Here is a 16,624-nt window from a genome sequence, read left to right as displayed (position 1 = left end):
TCCTCGCAGCGGCGGGCGGTTGGGTCGGCGAGTTGGAGGGTGTCGAGCCAGTCGGTGAGTTCCGGTGGTTGGCGTGGGCGATCGGGAAGGCAGGAGGAAGGACTGGGCGGCGGTGCCGCGAATGCTGCGGGCGCTTCGTCACGATCTGGTCTCGGCTAGCGGGTGAGGTCTTGTTTTCGGTCACGTAATCGATTCCAATCTTCCATGTAATCGATTCCACGGCGGCGAGTCGCTGGTTTCGAGGCCACGGGAACCGCAAGGAGGTGGTCCGGAAAATGGCGAGCATCAAGGATGTGGCGGCCGAGGCGGGGGTGTCCGTCGCCACGGTCTCTCGCGTTCTCAACGGCCATCCCTCCGTCAGCCCCGACGCGCGCACGCGTGTCCTCGCCGCCGTCGAGGTCCTCGGCTACCGGCCCAACGCCGTCGCCCGTTCGCTGCGCACCGATCAGACACGCACCCTCGGCCTGGTCATCAGTGACGTACTCAACCCGTACTTCACCGAACTGACGCGCTTCGTCGAGGAGGAGGCCCGCGCGCTCGGCTACAGCGTCATCATCGGAAACGCCGACGAACGCCCCGACCTGCAGGAACATCACATCCGTACGCTCCTCGACCGTCGGATCGACGGGCTCCTCGTCTCCCCGGCCGACGGCAGTTCGCCGTTCATGCCCGGTGCGGCGGCGGGCGGCACACCGATGGTGTTCGTCGACCGCTGGATCCAAGGCGTGGACGTGCCCGTGGTGCGTACCGACGGCCGCGCCGCCGTCCGGGACCTCGTCGCCCACCTGCACCGCCTCGGCCACCGCAGGCTGGCGATCATCGCGGGCCCGGCCACCACCACGGGCGACGAGCGAGTCGAAGCCTTCCGCGAGGCGATGCGCGAGCACGGACTCGCGCTGCCCGACAGCTACATCGGCCAGGGCGATTTCCAGGCGGACAGCGGATGCCGTGTCACCGAGCGCTTCCTGACGCTTCCCGAACCGCCCGAGGTCGTGTTCGCCGCCGACAACCTGATGGCACTCGGCGCGCTGGACGCGATCCGGGCGCGGGGACTGCGCGTCCCGCAGGACATCGGACTGGCGGCCTTCGACGACATTCCGTGGTTCCTGCATACCGATCCGCCGATTACGGCGATCGCCCAGCCGACCGGCGAACTCGGCCGCGCCGCCGTGCACGCCCTCGTCGACATTGTCGAGGGACGCTCCCCTCAGTCCGTCACCTTTCCCGCCCGCCTTGTCGTACGCAGCTCGTGCGGCGAATCCGCGGCGAACCGGAGTAGCAGCCCGTGAGCACCCGGGACGAGTTGCTGCGTGTCGAAGGCGTACGCAAGACCAAGGCACACGAACCGGGCTCCGCCCGGCGGGAGATGACGGCGTTCGCCGATCAACGGCCCCTTCTTCGCGCAGACGGAGGCGTGCGCCCGGGCGGAGACGAAGGCGGCCGGAGTCGCGGCCCGAGGAACTGGGCCGACGCCGTGCGGAACGCGGTGCGAGCCGCAGAGGGAAAGAAGGTCGTTAGCATGGTCAAGGTGCCAGTTCAAGGTAGTCACCGAGAAGAATGTTGCCGAATTCTCCCGAACAGCGCCTGAGCAGCGTCCGACCCCGGAAAGCAGGAACAATGCACGTCAACGACCACCACCAGTACGACCTGCTGGTTGTGGGCTCGGCCAACGCCGACCTGGTCATCGGTGTCGAACGCCGGCCGGCACCCGGTGAGACCGTGCTCGGTTCCGATCTTGCCGTCCACCCGGGCGGCAAGGGAGGGAACCAGGCGGTGGCCGCCGCCCGCCTCGGGGCCGTCACTGCGCTGCTGGCACGGGTCGGCGACGACGCCCACGGCCGCCTGCTGCTCGAATCGCAGCGGGCCGCCGGAGTGGACACCGGGGGCGTCCTCGTGGGCGGGGCGCCGACCGGAGTCGCACTGATCACCGTGGACCCCTCCGGCGACAACAGCATCGTGGTGTCGCCGGGTGCCAATGCCCGGCTGACCCCGGAGGACGTCCGGGCGGCCGGACCCCTCTTCGAGGCGGCGCGGGTCGTGTCCGTTCAGCTGGAGATTCCGCTGGAGACGGTTGCCGAGGTGGCCGGTGCCATATCCCCCGATACCCGGCTGGTTCTGAACCCGTCCCCGCCCGCACCCCTGCCCGATCACGTGCTGGCCGCCTGCGACCCCTTGGTCGTCAACGAGCACGAGGCGCGCTACATACTGGGGGAAACCGCCGGCGCCACGCCTCAGGAGTGGGCGCGAGCACTGCTGAAGCTCGGCCCGCGGTCGGTCGTGGTCACGCTGGGTGCGGCGGGCGCGCTCGTCGCCGACGGCCGTACGGGTGACGTCGTACTCGTACCGAGCCCCAAGGTCGAGGCCGTGGACACGACGGGGGCGGGCGATGCGTTCACCGCCGCCCTGGCCTGGCGGCTCGGCCTGGGAGAGCAGCTGGCCGAGGCCGCCGCGTTCGCCGTCAGGGTCGGTGCGGTGGCCGTCACCCGGCAGGGCGCGCAGGAGTCCTACCCGAGCGCGGAGGAAGTCTCCGTGCTGTGAAGCGAACGGGAATGCTCAACTGTCATCCCGCCGGGGCGCCGACGGGATGACACACGGTGCGGCGTGCCGGGTGCGTGGAGGCGGGGATCGGGGCGCCAGGCCGGCAACCGGTCAGCCCCGGATGCCGACCACGGTCATGACGCCGGGTCTCCGGCAGGTTCCCGGGCCCAGGCCGCGTCGGCACCGGGCGCGGCGTCGGCCGGACCGCTGCGGTCCGTCGTGCTGGAGCCGCGGACGACGAGTTCCGGACCGAGTCGTACGGTGCGGCTCGGGCCTGCCTTCTCGCCGGCCAGCCGCCGGTCCAGCAACCGGGCGGCCTCCGCGGCCAGTTCGGCAACGGGTTGGCGGACGGTGGTCACGCCGGGGTCGGTGAGGCTCGCCATGGGGATGTCGTCGAAGCCGGTGACGGCGATCTCCCCCGGGACGTCCACTCCCAGCTGTCGCAGTCGTTGCAGTGCACCGATGGCGATCAGATCGTTGGCACAGACGATGGCGTCCGGGCGGTGTGCGCGCACCCGGTCCACCGCGGCCCGCCCCCACTCGACGGAGAATTCACCGAGTTCGACACGTCCGGGCGCCTGCGAGTCCAGTGCGCCGGCGCCGGACTCGTACGCGGCGCGGCGTTCGACCGCCGCCGAGGCGGTGCCCGCAGCCCCGACGAAGCACGGACGGCGACGCCCCGCGGCCGCGAGGTGGTCCAGCACGAGCTGTATGCCAGCGGCGTTGTCGACGACCACGGAGTCGGCGACGCCGGGGCCGCAACCTCGGTCCAGCAGCACCAACGGCACCCGGGCCGCTGCGCCGGTCACCGCGGCCACGCTGCGTTTCTCGTCGACCGGGACGACGAGCAGGGCGTCGACCTGCCGGGCCAGCAGGGCGTCGATCCGGGCCGCTTCGGTCATCGGGTCGTCGTCGCAGTCGGCGAGGATCACGGCACGGTCGTGGGTGTGCAGCGCGCGCGTCAGTTCCCGTACCAGAGTGGGGTAGAACGGGTTGGTGATCTGCGGCAGGACGAGGCCGATGGTGCCTGTCGAGCGGCTGCGCAACGCGCGGGCCACGTGGTTGGGCCGGTAGCCGAGACTGTCGACGGCCGCACGTACCCGCCGGGCGGTTTCCGCGCCGACCGGGCGGCTGCCGGCGAGCACCCGGGACACCGTGGCGACAGAACAGCCCGAATGCCGAGCCACGTCTCGCAGTGTTACTTCCGCCACTTCGGATCGCCTGCCCTGTTCTTCTGGTCCGGCCGCGTGAAGCGGGCGGATGCCTACGGGGAGTTGGCAAACGTTATCACCGGCCGTTCCCCGTGCCCAGACGGTGATCCGCTGTCCCAAACGGGTCACAACGTGAGATAAGACTTCACCCATTGACATCATGGGCGTCGGTGCGCAAAGTTCTCGGAGAACGATTTCCCAGATCGTTCTCCCAACGTTTTCCCACCGCGTGATCAAGGAGGAGTGCGCGGTACCCGTCCGTTTCACTGCCCGCCCGTGGGTCGGCGCCGCATGTCGGCGTGGACCGCAATGGCGGTCGGGGAACCGTACCGGCGCACTCTGTGCAGTAGCCCTGTTGCGGCGCTGGCCGAGATCCACCTCAAACTGTTCAGCTGAGCGAAGGGGCTCTTTTGATGGCGAGAAAGATCATCCTGGACTGCGACCCCGGACACGATGACGCGATTGCCATGCTCCTCGCGTACGGGAATCCGGACGTGGATCTGGTCGCCGTGACCACCGTGGTCGGCAACCAGACGCTGGAGAAGGTGACGCGCAACGCGTTGTCCGTGGCGCGTATCGCCGGCATCACCGGGATTCCCTTCGCCGCGGGAAGTCCGCGGCCGCTGGTGCGGACCATCGAGACGGCGCCGGACATCCACGGCGAGTCGGGACTCGACGGCCCGGTGCTGCCCGAACCGACCCTGGAGCTGGACCGCCGCCACGCCGTGGACCTCATCATCGACACGGTGATGTCCCATGAGCCGGGCGAGATCACCATCGTCCCCACGGCCGGCCTGACCAACATCGCGCTCGCCGTACGCAAGGAGCCGCGCATCGCCTCCCGCGTCCGCGAGGTCGTGCTGATGGGCGGCGGATACCACGAGGGCAACTGGAGCGCGGTCGCCGAGTTCAACATCATCATCGACCCGGAGGCCGCGCACATCGTCTTCAACGAGAGCTGGCCGGTCACCATGGTGGGTCTCGACCTGACCCACCAGGCGCTCGCGACCCCGGAGGTGCGGAAGAAGATCGCCGCGGTCGGCACCAAGCCGGCGGCGTTCGTGGGCGAGCTGCTCGACTTCTTCGGCGCCACCTACCTCGAGGCGCAGGGCTTCGAGCACCCTCCGGTGCATGACCCGTGCGCCGTCGCCTACGTCATCGACCCGACCGTCATGACGGTGCGCAAGGCCCCGGTGGACATCGAGCTCACCGGCGGGCTGACCCTCGGCATGACCGTGACCGACTTCCGGGCGCCCGCCCCGCCCGACTGCCACACCCAGGTCGCCGTCAAGCTCGACCACGAGCGCTTCTGGAACCTCGTCGTGGACGCCCTGACGCGGATCGGTGACGGCGCCGAATGAACGTCTCCACCAGTACCAAAGCCGTCCCGGACGGGCCGAGGCCGGTCACCGACCGGCGTCCGGTCCGGGTGGGCGTGCTGCTCGCCGCGCTCCTCATGGCGTGCTTCGCCTTCCAGCTGAACGCCAGCATGCTCAGCCCGGCACTGAAGAGCATCGAGGACAGCCTGGGCGCCACTTCGGCCGAGATCGGGCTCACCCAGACCGCGTTCTTCACCTCCGCGGCCCTGTTCTCGCTGTTCCTGCCGAGGCTGGGCGACATCATCGGCCGCCGCCGGGTGCTGGTCGCGATGATGGCGCTCATGGCGGTCGGCTGCGTGGTCTCCGCGCTGGCACAGAACGTGCCGATGCTGTTCGTCGGCCGCATCATCCAGGGCGTGTCCGGGCCTACGGTGCCGCTGTGCCTGATCATGCTGCGGGTCGAGGTCACCGAGCCGAAGAAGTACGGCACCCTGCTGGGCGTGATCACCGCCGTCAACGGTGGTATCGCCGGGGTCGACTCCCTCGTCGGCGGGTTCCTCGCCGACAAGCACGGCTTCGCCTCGGTGTTCTGGGTGATGGCCGTGGTGGCCGCGATCGCCGCGGTCCTGGTCGCCACCATGACACCGGAGACCAAGGCGGCCGCCGCGTCCCGGATGGACTGGCCCGGCGTCACACTGCTGGTCGTCTCCGTCGGAGCACTGCTGATCGCGCTGAACGAGGCCGGCAAGCTCGGCGCCGCGAACTGGCCGCTCGTCGCCGTCCTTGTCGTCGTGGCCGTCATCGCCTTCGCCCTGTTCTGGCGGACCGAGAGCAGGAGCGGGCACCCGCTGGTCGCCACCCGGCACCTGCGACAGCGCGCGACCTGGGCAACGCTGCTGACCACCGTGCTCACCATGACCGGTGTGTTCGCCGTCATGAACGGGCTGATCCCGGCGTTCGCCCAGGACGCACACGCCGGGCTCGGCATGTCCGCCGAACAGTCCGCATGGTGGACGCTCACGCCGTATGCGTTGGCCGGGCTTGCCATGGGTCCCATCGCCGGCCGGCTCGCCGCCGGCTTCGGTTACCGCCGTATCCTGCGTCTGGGCCTGATCGGCGCGGCCGCTTCCGTCGTCCTGATGATCCTCACCCTGGACGCCCAGTCGCGTGCCCTGCTGCTCGTGGCCTCGCTCCTGGTCGGCATCACCTACGCGGGCGTGGGCAACATCGTGCTCAACGGACTCGGCATCGTGCTGTCCCCGCGTGAGAACCCCGGATTCCTGCCCGGGCTGAACGCCGGCGCGTTCAACCTCGGGGCCGGGCTCAGTTTCGCGGCGCTCTACGCGGTCCAGACGGCCTTCCAGCCCGCCGACCCGGCATCAGCCGACGGCTATGTCGCCGGCATGATCGCGGGCGTCGTCCTGCTGGGCCTCGCCACCGCGGCGTCCTTCCTGATCCCCAAGCCGGTGGCGGCGGAAGACGGAACCTGACGGCTGTGGCTGCCCCGGCACGACACGGTCGACGCCGGGGCAGCGGGATCAGCCCGGCCGGTGGACCGGTGGAGTTCCCGGGGCTGGTCACAGCACCCCGAGGGGCGGGCAGTTCTTCCCGCTCAGGCCGCAGGTCTTCCGGCTCAGGCCGCAGGGCAGGAATCCTCGATCGTCGTTGCGAATCGCGGACGACTGGTCTTCGCCGTCTCTGACGCGATCACCGCGCAGACCCCACACTGATGGGCCGCATTCCTCTTCGGGGGGCGGCCCATTACGTGTATGCGCTGATGCAGACGGTGCGGATCCCGATGAACCGTGAACGGAACCGCTCTGCAAAATCCGGCGACGAGGAGGTCTTCTTCCCCGAGGCCGGCTCCACGGTGAAGATCAAGCCGTGCGGGGCATCGAGCCGGGTCGGCCGCGGGTATGGCCGCGCCGGCAGCTGATGGACGGCATCACGACGGCCGCGCAGAGGCAGGCATGGCCGAAGGTCTTGGCGTTCATCCGCCCCGCCCCGAAGTCGGCCGACGTGCAGCTGTGGTACCTGGTCCGGCAGCTCAAGGGCACCAAGGCGGCCGCCCGCATGCTGCGGGTCCCCCAGCGCACCGTCGAACGGTACGAGGCCCGTCTGGGCGGCCTCGGCCTGTGAGCGGGGGCCCGGCTCAGGGGATCGCCGCGGACACGACGTACACGACGGGGTTCATCGGGTCGGCCATGTTCACGGTGATGTCCTGGGTAGGCCGCGGGTCCTTGTTGGTGTGCGTGGTGCCCGCCCACTGGATGCCGGGGCCGAAGCTCCACCCGGAGATCTGCTGGTCGCGCGCGCCGATGGTCACCTTGCCCGGCTCCAGCGCGGCGCGGCCGCTGCCCAGCCGGCTCAGGAACCGGTCGAGTCCGGCGGAGGTGGTGCGGAACTCCACGTACAGCCGGCTGACCTTCCAGTTGTTCGTCTCGTAGTACTGGACGTCCAGCGAGTTGCCGGGCATCGGCAGCTCGTAGATCCGGCGCTGCAACCGGGACGGCCAGCCCTCCTGGAGCCCCTGCGCCGCCGCCTCGGCCTCCTTGTTCTGGCCCGCTCGGCGGCTCTGCCCGGCGGAGATCAGCAGATAGCCGGCCGGGATGCCGATGAGCAGGACGATGATGGTCGCGGTGATCAGACGGCGTCGGATCGTCCGGCGCCGGTCCTGCGGCGGCTTGTCGTCGGGAGGCGGGGACTGGCGCGGCAGGACGACGTGTTCGGCTGCGGTCATGTCTGTGGCAATCCCTAAAAGGTGCGGGTGCTGCGGGTGTTTCGGATGGTGCTCGCGGCCTGGTCGTAGATCTGTGCGTACCGCTCGTACCGTTCGACGCGGCGTCGGTTGGTGCGGCGGAATCTTCGGGCCACCAGCCGGGCGAGGTCGGCGGCGCCGACCATACCCGCCTCCGGGCCGAGCTGCGCCTTGGCGATGCGGGCCTCGGGGCGGTAGCCGCGGCCGGTGAGGTGTCGCTTGAAGGCGTCCCGGGCGGGGCCGATCAACAGGTCGTCGGCGGCGCTGACGCCGCCGCCGATGACGAAGCAGGAGGGATCGAGCGCGGCGGCCAGGTTGGCGATGCCGACGCCGAGCCACTGGCCGATGTCCTGGAGGAGCTCGACGCACATCGCGTCGCCCTCGCGGGCCAGTTCGGTGATGAGCGGTCCGGTGATGTCGGGGATGTTGCCCTTGACGCGCTCGATGAGGCCGTGCGCCACCGGTGAGTCGGCGGCGGCCAGCTCCTTGGCCTCTCGGACGAGGGCGTTGCCGGAGCTGTACTGCTCCCAGCAGCCGCGGTTCCCGCACGGGCAGCGGTGTCCGCCGGGCACCACCTGCATGTGGCCGAATTCCCCGGCGACCCCGAACCTGCCGCGCTTGACCCGCCCCTCCTCCAGGATCGCGCCGCCGATGCCGGTGCCGAGCGTGATCATGACGAGGTGGTCCTCGCCCCGGCCCGCGCCGAAGCGCCATTCCGCCCAGGCGGCCGTGTTGGCGTCGTTGTCGACCATGACGGGGACGACGAGGCGGGAGGCGAGGGCGTCGCGCAGCGGTTCGTCGCGCCAGGCGAGGTGGGGGGCGAACAGCACCTTGGAACGGTCCGCGTCGACCCAGCCGGCCGCTCCGATGCCGACGGCGTGCACGTCGTGCCGGTCGGAGAGGTCCAGGACCAGCTCGACGATGGTGTCCTCGACGACCTTGGGGCTCTTGGACTTGTCCGGCGTCTCGGCGCGCAGCTGCTCCAGGATGTTGCCGTCGGCGTCGACGACGCCGGCCATCACCTTCGTACCGCCGATATCGATGCCGACAGTGGGCACTCTCGGCGCGGTGAGGTGCGAGCGGCGCTCGCGGGTGCCCACGGTCCGCAGGACGGTGGCGCGGGCGGAGCCGCGGTGGGTGAAGTCGCGGTACGTGCTCATCGTCCCTGCGGGGTCGGGGGGCCGGGGGCGGGTGCTTCCCCGGCGGCGGACTGCGCCCGTCGGCCTCGATTCTGCCACTGCCCGGTCCCCCGGGGAGGCGCCGGACGGCGCGCCCGCCGGGGGTCCGGCCGCCGCAGGCGCGGTCCTACGGCTGGTCCGACCCCTGCGGACGGCCCGGTTCCGTCGCCCGTTCCAGCTCGTGGCTGAGCTCCTCCAGCTCGCTGCCGCCTGCCATTTGGCGGGTCAGCTCGTCCAGCGTGATGCTCTCCCGGGTGTGGCTGCCGGCCATGGCGCCTCGCTTGAGGAGGACGAAACGGTCGCCGACGAGATACGCGTGATGCGGGTTGTGCGTGATGAGGACCACGCCGAGACCGGCGTCGCGGGCGGCCGCGACGTACTTGAGGACGACCCCGGACTGCTTGACGCCGAGCGCGGCGGTGGGCTCGTCCAGGACGAGGACCTTGGCGCCGAAGTGGACGGCGCGCGCGATGGCGACGCACTGGCGCTCGCCGCCGGAGAGGGTGCCGATCGGCTGGTCGACGTCGCGCAGGTCGATGCCCATGCGCAGCAGTGCGGTGCGGGTCGTCTCGCGCATCAGCCGTACGTCGAGGCGCTTGAAGGGGCCCGCGCCGGTCGTCGGCTCGGAGCCGAGGAAGAAGTTCCGCCAGACCGGCATGAGCGGGACGACGGCCAGGTCCTGGTAGACGGTGGCGATGCCGCGGTCGAGGGCGTCGCGCGGGTTGACGAGGACGGTCTGTTCACCGTCGATCAGGAAGCTGCCCGCGTCGTGCCGGTGCAGTCCCGCGATGATCTTGATCAGGGTGGACTTGCCGGCGCCGTTGTCGCCGAGCACGCAGGAGATCTCCCCCGCGTGGACCTCCAGCGAGACGTCCGTGAGCGCCTTGATGTTGCCGTAGAACTTGCTGACGTGGTCCAGCTCGACGAGGGCCCGGCGGGTCGTCTCCCGGTCGGCCGGTGCCAGGGGGGCCATCACTTCGTCGCCTCCGCTCGCTTGCGTACCCATGCGTTGAGCAGGGTGGCCAGGAGCAGCATGGCTCCGAGGAAGAACTTGAACCAGTCCGGGTTCCACTCCGCGTAGACGATGCCCTTGCTCGTCATGCCGAAGATGACGGCGCCGACCGCGGAGCCGATCGCGGAGCCGTAGCCGCCGGTGATCAGGCAGCCGCCGATGACCGCGGCGATGATATAGATCAGTTCGTTGCCGACGCCCTCGCCGGACTGCACCACGTCGTACGAGAACAGCAGGTGCTGCCCGGAGACCCAGGCGGCGAAGGCGACCCCGAGGTAGAGCCCGATCTTGGTGCGGATCACCGGGACGCCGACCGCGCGGGCCGCGTCCGCCTCGCCGCCGACGGCGAAGATCCAGTTCCCGAAACGGGTGCGGAGCAGGATCCAGGTGGCGATCGCGACGAGCACGGCCCACCACAGGATCGTGACCTTGAACTCGACGCCGCCGATGGTCCACTGCGAGGCGAAGACCCGGCGGGCCGAGTCGAAGCCCTCCATGTCGCCGATGGTCTTCGTCGACACGGTTCCGCTGATCAGCTTGGTGAAGCCGAGATTCAGGCCGGTCAGCATCAGAAACGTGCCGAGCGTGATGATGAAGCTCGGCAGTTTGGTACGGGTCAGCATGAAGCCGTTGAACGCGCCGATGGCGAGAGTGACCAGCAACGACACGAGGACGCCGACCCAGACGTTCGCGGTCATCTGGTAGCTGAACATCGACGAGACCAGCGCGGAGCTGGTGACCAGCACCCCGGCGGACAGGTCGAACTCGCCGCCGATCATCAGCAGCGCCACCGGGGCGGCCATGATCCCGATGGTGGAGGCCGCGTACAGCACCGTGCCGAGGCTGGAGGCGCGCAGAAAGCTGTCGGCAACGAGCGCGAAGAAGACGAACACGGCGGCAGCGCCGACGACCGAGCCGAGTTCGGGACGGCCGAGGAGCCTGCGCAGCGGGGAGGTGCGCAGCAGCCGTTCGTCGGGGCCCGCCGGGGCGGCCGGATCCGCGGCGGCGCTCATCGGGTCCCCCGCTTCGTGTACGGGGCGAGCGCGGCGGCGTCCTTCTCCGTGATGATCTGCGGACCGGTGAGGACCGGGCGCCCGCCGCCGAGCACGTCGCCGTTGTAGCGGTACAGCCAGAGCAGGTCCACGGCCTCGTACCCCTGGAGGTAGGGCTGCTGGTCGACCGCGAAGCCGAGGGTCTTGTCCTCCAGGGCGGTGGCGACCTTGGCGTTGAGGTCGAACGTGTCGATCTCGGCCGTGCTGCCCGCGGTCTTCTTCGCCTTCACGGCGGCGTCCGCGAACGGCGCCCCGAGGGTGACGACCGCGTCGATGCTCTTGTCGGCCTGGAGCTTGGCCTCGATGGACGCCTGGACGTCGGGCATGTTGGTGCCCTCGACGTACAGGTTCTGCATCTGCCCGTCGAAGGTCTTCTTCGCCCCGGCACAGCGCTGCTCGTGGCCGACGTTGCCCTGCTCGTGCAGGATGCACAGGGCCTTCTTGCGACCGCGCGCGTTCAGCTCGTCGCCGACCGCCTCGCCCGCGATGAACTCGTCCTGGCCGACGTGGGTGAGGGCGCCGAACCGCTTGGACTCGGCGGAGCCCGAGTTCACCGTGATCACCGGTATCCCGGCCCGGGTGGCCTTGGCGACGACTTCCTTCATCGCGTCGGGCTTGGCGAGCGTGACGATCAGCCCGTCGACCTTCTGGTCGATGGCGGCCTGGACCAGCTGGGCCTGCTGCTGGGCCTCGTCGTGGTGCGAGTACAGGAACTTGATGTTGTCCTTGACGGCAGCCTGCTCGGCGCCTCTCTGGACGATGTCCCAGAAGGTGTCGCCGTCACCGGAGTGGGTGACCATGGCGAAGGTCCAGCGGGGCGTGTCGACCGCGGCGCGGCCCTCGGCGGCGGCCCGGGCCGCGCGCTCCTCCGCCCGCTTGCCACCGGTGCTGCTGCATCCCGCGAGGGAGGCCGCGAGCACCGCCGCAAGCACGGCGCCCATCGCACGTACCCCTGTCCGAACCCTTGCCACGACGCCGTGCCCTTCTTGTGCTGCTCGCTGTGCTCTGTGGTCGGCCGGGGGCGTGTCGCCCCCGGCCCGGCTGGCCAAGTATCCCCGAGTCGACGACGGGACCGCCCGGCAGGGCGGGGCACAGGCATCGGCGCGGGGTGTGCCGTGCGGGACGCGGGAGGGTCCTCGGGGGGCGGTGCGCGGGGCTCTTCGGGGCGGTGCGCGGTGGGCTCTCTCCCGCTGTGATACGTGGTGAAGGGCGGCGGACGGGCCGGGAGGAACGGGTGTCCGGTCGCCCCGAGGGCAGTTGTAGCGGCGGACCGCCCCGGCGTCAACGGTCCGCGTGACGGTCGTCGGCGATCCGCCCGACGACGGTCGGCCGTTCCCCGGAGAGGCCGGCCGGGCTCCCGCGGGCGGAGCCCCGGGCGTGACGGTCGTCACCGTACGAGCCGGCCGGGAGCAGCTGTCACCGGCCGGACGATCCGGAGGACGCCGTCACCGTACGAGCAGCTGGAAGTCGAAGGAGTGGCGCGAGGCCCGGTAGAGGTGGGACCCGCATTCGATCGCTCGCCCGGTGTCGTCGAAGGTGGTGCGTTCCATCGTGAGCAGAACGGCCCCTTCGGTCTCGGCGAGCACGGCGGCCTCCTCCGCGGTGGCCGGGCGGGCGCCGATGGACTGGCGGGCGCTGTGCATGGCGATGCCGGCGCCGCGCAGCATCCGGTAGAGGCCGGTGCTCTCCAGCCGCGCGGTGTCCAGGTCGACGGTTCCGGGCGGCAGGTGGTTGCGCAGGAGAGCCAGCGGTTCGTCGTGCGCGTACCGGATCCGCTCGACGAGGTGGACGTCGCTGCCCTCCGCGACGCCGAGGACGTCGGCGACCCGGGGACCGGCGGGCTCCACGGTGTTGCGCAGGACGCGGGTCGTGGGGTGTCCGCCCGCGGCCTCCAGGTCGTCGTACAGGCTGCTCGGTTCGAGCGGGCGCCCGACCCCGCTGTGCACGACCTGTGTGCCGACGCCCCGGCGGCGGACCATGATCCCTTTGTCGACCAGTGACTGGATGGCCTGGCGGACGGTGGGCCGGGACAGGCCGAGCCGGGAGGCCAGGTCGATCTCGTTGCCGAGAAGGGTGCCAGGGGCGAGCCGGCCCTCCTCGACGGCCGCTTCCAGCTGCTGGGCCAGTTGGTGGTACAGGGGGACCGGGCTCGTGCGGTCCACGCCGAGTTCGAGTGCGGCGGGGTCGGCGGTGGGTTTGGACACGCGTGGAGGGTAACGCCGACGTCAGAGCCTCCGGTAGTCATGTCGTTCTGTCGTGACGTCGTTCTGTCGTCGTGGCGTCCGGTGTCGTGGCGTCCTGTCGTCGTGGTGTCCTGTTGCTCCCGTAGTCCTGTCGCCCTGTCGCCCTGTCGCCCTGTCACGCCATTGTGCTGTTGTCCTGACATATGGTTGACAGCGCCACGGGTGGGCGGCACGTTGGGTCCATGCGCATCGGACTCATCGGCACCGGCCGGATCGGCTCCTTCCACGCGGGTGTGCTGGCCCGCCACCCAGGGGTGGACGCCCTGGTGGTGACCGACACCGACAGGGCGCGCGCCGCGCGGGTCGCGGACCACCTCGGCGCCAAGCACGCGGACGGTGCCGACCAGGTGTTCGGCGCGGGGGTGGACGCCGTGGTGATCGCCTCGGCCACGTCGTCGCACGCGGATCTGGTCGGGCGGGCCGCGCGGGCGGGGCTCCCCGCGTTCTGCGAGAAGCCGATCGCGCTCGGTCTGCCGGGGACGCTCGGCGCGCTGCGCGAGGTGGAGCGGGCGGGGAGCGTCCTCCAGATGGGCTTCATGCGCAGGTTCGACGCGGGGTACGGCGCGGCGCGCGAGGCGGTGCGCTCGGGGGCGCTGGGCCGGCTGCACACCGTGCGGGCGATGACCATGGACCCGGCACCGCCGCCCGCCGGGTATCTGCCACTCTCCGGCGGGCTGTACCGGGACTGCCTGGTGCACGACTTCGACATGCTGCGCTGGGTGACGGGCCGTGAGGTGACGGAGGTGTACGCCGTCGGGTCGGACGCCGGGCCCGGGATGTTCCGGGCGGCCGGTGACGTGGATACGGCGGCGGTGCTGCTGACCCTTGATGACGGCATCCTGGCCACGGCGACGGCCACCCGCTGCAACGGCGCCGGTTACGACGTACGCATGGAACTGGCGGGTGAGAAGGGGCAGATCACGGTCGGACTGGACGACCGCACACCGGTCACGTCCGCGGAACCGCTGGGCCCCGCCGCGCCGCCGAACCCCTGGCCGGGCTTCCTGGAACGGTTCGGCCCGGCCTACGAGGCGGAACTGGACGCTTTCGTAAGGCTGGTTCGGGGCGAACTGCCCAACCCGTGCGACGGCAGGGAGGCATGGCACGCGCTGCTGATCGCGGAGGCGTGCGAGGTGTCCCGCACGGAGCGGCGCCCCGTGGGGATCGCGGAGGTGTCCGACGGGACGGCCGACCGGACCGGGGGCGGCGCCGCGAGGTGAATCGCCACCCCGGGACGCCAACTCTTCTCCTTCGTAGGGCCGTGTGATGGCTCGTCACTGTGGTGTGGCGGAGAGAACCGTGCCCTGGGCGACCGCGCAGAGCGTCTCCGCCCCGTCCTCCCCCACCGCCAGCAGATCGCACCGGACCACGGCCTGTCGCCGTCCGGTGTGCACGACCTCCGCGCGGGCGACCAGGGTGCGACCGGTGGCGGGCCGCACGTACTGGATGGAGAAGCCGCCGGTCAGTACGGCCGGGCCGAGGGTCGTCCCGGCGGCGAAGGTGATCGAGTTGTCGGCCGCATAGGCCAGGACGCCACCGTGCAGAAAGCCGTTCTGCTGCCGGAGTTCCTGGCTCATGTCCACTTCCAGCGTGGCGGCGCCGGACCCGAAGGCGGTGATCCGTGCCCCCACGAGCCCGCTGAACGGCTGACTCTCGAGAACCTTGCGCGCCATGCTCAGATCGAGTTCGGTCATGACGGAATCCTCTCTCACCAGCGGACGGGCAGGGACCGGACCCCGCGGATCAGCATGCCGGGAAGCCAGTCCGGGCGCCATGCCTCCTCGTCCAGCGCGAGGCCGGGGCACCGTTCCAACAGCGTACGGATCGCGATCCGGCCCTCCATCCGGGCCAGTGACGCCCCCAGACAGAAGTGGGAGCCGTGACCGAAGGCCAGATGCCCCTGGGTCTCACGACGGATGTCGAAACGGTCCGGCTCGGGATAGCGGTCGGGGTCGCGGTCGGCGCCCGCCAGGCAGACCAGCACCGGCTCCCCGGCCGGAATGACGCGCCGCCCGACCTCGACCGGTTCGCGCGGGAAGCGGAACGTGGAGGTCTCCACCGGGCCGTCGTACCTCAGCATCTCCTCGACCGCACCGTCGATCAGGTCGAAGTCGGCACGCAGGGCGGAGAGTTGGCCGGGATGGTCGAGCAGGGCCCGCACCCCGTTCGAGATGAGGTTGACGGTGGTCTCGTGCCCGGCGACCAGCAACAGGAAGGCCATGCCCACGAGTTCTTCGGGCGACAGCGTGTCCCCCTCCTCGTCGCGGGTCCTGACGAGCGCGCTCATCAGGTCGTCACCGGGCGAGCGCCGCTTGTCCTCGATGAGCTCACCGAGGTAGGCGCCCATGGCGGTGACGGCTTCGCGCTCCTGATCGGGCGTGGTCGGGGTCACGATGGCGTTCGACAGCCGACGGAAGGCGTTGCGGTCCAGGTCCGGCACACCGATCAGCTCGCAGATCACGGTCATCGGCAGCGGGAAGGCGAGCGCGTCCACGAGATCGGCGCGCCCCGCGGGAACCATCGCGTCGAGGAGTTCGTCGGTGATCTGCTGCACGCGCGGCCGCAGTGCCTCGATCCGGCGCGCAGTGAACTCACGGGTGACGAGCTTGCGGAGCCGGGTGTGGCGCGGGGCGTCCAGCTCCAGCATGTTGGCGAAGATCGGATCGTTGCCCTCGGGCCACTCGATCCGTCCTTGCCACTGCTTGGAGAACCGCAGGTCGGCGAGGGTCGCGCGGGCCTCGTCGTATCCGACCACGAGCCAGACCCGCTCGAACTCGTCGGTACGGACGGTGTGGACGGGGCCCGCGGCACGCAGCTTCTCGTAGGACGGATAGGGGTTCGCGGTGAAGTCCTCGACTTCACGCAGATCGAGGTCGACAAGGCTGCTGACGTCGGACATGGGATCGCCCCTCCCGGTCTGATCGGTTCTCTCGCTGGAGATCGACCGGTTCACCCTACGGCGGCTTCGATTTTCCGCAGCCGTCCTGATCGGCGAGTGCCAGCTCAGCCATGGCTGTGCTCCTTGCTCCGGTACTCGCACCGAGCACGCATGCTCGTTCGAATCGGTCGCTTTCGCTCTTCAGACCCCACGGTCGGCCGGAACTCATCGGTCGGCCCGCCAGGACTTCTCCCGACGGACGAAACGGCTTCCCATCAGGATTCGCGGGCTGCTTCGCACCGGCAACCGCCGGACGGCGGCCGGGGCCGGTCCGCCCTAATACTGCAACCGCATCTGAAGGGTGTGGCCTCGGCGTTTGTAGTGGGAGCGTCGGGCTCGGGCCTGGCTGCGTCTGCGGAAGCGTGACCAGTGCAG

The 16,624-nt window shown here is 70.5% G+C and carries 16 protein-coding genes; 7 read left to right on the top strand and 9 right to left on the bottom strand.

Features of this window, described 5'->3' with window-relative positions; translation table 11 throughout:
* The first annotated feature begins 275 nt into the window (after positions 1-275).
* Entirely contained in the window at positions 276-1,289 is a 1,014-nt protein-coding gene (locus ACFYXM_RS29875; protein ID WP_389294003.1) for a LacI family DNA-binding transcriptional regulator, read from the top strand.
* Between the two features lie 328 nt (positions 1,290-1,617).
* Positions 1,618-2,538 (top strand): ribokinase, encoded by a 921-nt coding sequence (locus ACFYXM_RS29870; RefSeq protein WP_389294001.1) that lies wholly within the window; start codon positions 1,618-1,620, stop codon positions 2,536-2,538.
* 134 nt (positions 2,539-2,672) lie between these two features.
* Here the strand turns inward: ACFYXM_RS29870 and ACFYXM_RS29865 are convergent, their stop codons facing one another.
* Positions 2,673-3,725, bottom strand: coding sequence for a LacI family DNA-binding transcriptional regulator (locus ACFYXM_RS29865; RefSeq protein WP_389293999.1), 1,053 nt, complete (start codon positions 3,723-3,725; stop codon positions 2,673-2,675).
* A gap of 437 nt (positions 3,726-4,162) precedes the next feature.
* Between ACFYXM_RS29865 and ACFYXM_RS29860 the strand changes: the two genes are divergently transcribed.
* The 4 genes from ACFYXM_RS29860 (at position 4,163) to ACFYXM_RS29845 (ending at position 7,207) form a co-directional block, all read left to right on the top strand.
* A complete protein-coding gene (locus tag ACFYXM_RS29860; protein WP_389293997.1) occupies positions 4,163-5,110 on the top strand; it encodes a nucleoside hydrolase in 948 nt (315 codons plus the stop codon).
* Positions 5,107-6,558, top strand: coding sequence for an MFS transporter (locus tag ACFYXM_RS29855; protein WP_389293995.1), 1,452 nt, complete (start codon positions 5,107-5,109; stop codon positions 6,556-6,558). The genes ACFYXM_RS29860 and ACFYXM_RS29855 overlap by 4 nt, the downstream gene beginning before the upstream one ends.
* Positions 6,559-6,797: 239 nt before the next feature.
* Positions 6,798-7,004, top strand: coding sequence for a hypothetical protein (locus tag ACFYXM_RS29850; protein ID WP_389293993.1), 207 nt, complete (start codon positions 6,798-6,800; stop codon positions 7,002-7,004).
* A complete protein-coding gene (locus ACFYXM_RS29845) occupies positions 7,004-7,207 on the top strand; it encodes a hypothetical protein (RefSeq protein WP_389294080.1) in 204 nt (67 codons plus the stop codon). The genes ACFYXM_RS29850 and ACFYXM_RS29845 overlap by 1 nt, the downstream gene beginning before the upstream one ends.
* Before the next feature lie 13 nt (positions 7,208-7,220).
* On the opposite strand, the gene ACFYXM_RS29840 is transcribed toward ACFYXM_RS29845, so the two are convergent.
* The 6 genes from ACFYXM_RS29840 to ACFYXM_RS29815 all read right to left on the bottom strand — a co-directional run bounded on the left by ACFYXM_RS29840 (position 7,221) and on the right by ACFYXM_RS29815 (position 13,272).
* Positions 7,221-7,808 carry a hypothetical protein gene (locus ACFYXM_RS29840; protein WP_389293992.1) on the bottom strand — a complete coding sequence of 196 codons (588 nt, stop codon included), beginning with the start codon at positions 7,806-7,808 and terminating at the stop codon, positions 7,221-7,223.
* A 14-nt stretch (positions 7,809-7,822) separates the two neighbouring features.
* Positions 7,823-8,986, bottom strand: coding sequence for an ROK family glucokinase (locus tag ACFYXM_RS29835; RefSeq protein WP_389293990.1), 1,164 nt, complete (start codon positions 8,984-8,986; stop codon positions 7,823-7,825).
* Between the two features lie 145 nt (positions 8,987-9,131).
* Entirely contained in the window at positions 9,132-9,977 is an 846-nt protein-coding gene (locus ACFYXM_RS29830) for an ATP-binding cassette domain-containing protein (protein WP_389294078.1), read from the bottom strand.
* A complete protein-coding gene (locus ACFYXM_RS29825; protein ID WP_360104483.1) occupies positions 9,977-11,029 on the bottom strand; it encodes an ABC transporter permease in 1,053 nt (350 codons plus the stop codon). Before ACFYXM_RS29825 ends, ACFYXM_RS29830 begins: the two co-directional genes overlap by 1 nt.
* Positions 11,026-12,009, bottom strand: a complete 984-nt coding sequence (locus ACFYXM_RS29820; protein WP_389293987.1) for a sugar ABC transporter substrate-binding protein — start codon at positions 12,007-12,009, stop codon at positions 11,026-11,028. Before ACFYXM_RS29820 ends, ACFYXM_RS29825 begins: the two co-directional genes overlap by 4 nt.
* Before the next feature lie 504 nt (positions 12,010-12,513).
* Entirely contained in the window at positions 12,514-13,272 is a 759-nt protein-coding gene (locus ACFYXM_RS29815; protein WP_389293986.1) for a GntR family transcriptional regulator, read from the bottom strand.
* A 221-nt stretch (positions 13,273-13,493) separates the two neighbouring features.
* Between ACFYXM_RS29815 and ACFYXM_RS29810 the strand changes: the two genes are divergently transcribed.
* A complete protein-coding gene (locus ACFYXM_RS29810; RefSeq protein WP_389293984.1) occupies positions 13,494-14,531 on the top strand; it encodes a Gfo/Idh/MocA family oxidoreductase in 1,038 nt (345 codons plus the stop codon).
* A 54-nt stretch (positions 14,532-14,585) separates the two neighbouring features.
* Here ACFYXM_RS29810 and ACFYXM_RS29805 read toward each other — a convergent pair whose 3' ends face one another.
* Together ACFYXM_RS29805 and ACFYXM_RS29800 are read right to left on the bottom strand one after the other, a co-directional pair.
* Positions 14,586-15,005 (bottom strand): PaaI family thioesterase, encoded by a 420-nt coding sequence (locus tag ACFYXM_RS29805; protein ID WP_389293982.1) that lies wholly within the window; start codon positions 15,003-15,005, stop codon positions 14,586-14,588.
* A 14-nt stretch (positions 15,006-15,019) separates the two neighbouring features.
* Complete coding sequence (locus ACFYXM_RS29800; RefSeq protein WP_389293980.1) at positions 15,020-16,210, bottom strand: cytochrome P450; 1,191 nt, start codon at positions 16,208-16,210, stop codon at positions 15,020-15,022.
* Positions 16,211-16,624: the final 414 nt, after the last annotated feature.

The sequence above is a fragment of the Streptomyces sp. NPDC002476 genome (genome assembly GCF_042889785.1).
GTDB lineage: Bacteria > Actinomycetota > Actinomycetes > Streptomycetales > Streptomycetaceae > Streptomyces.
The sequence above is the reverse complement of the archived record's forward strand: the minus strand, read 5'-3'. Positions and strand labels throughout refer to the sequence as shown.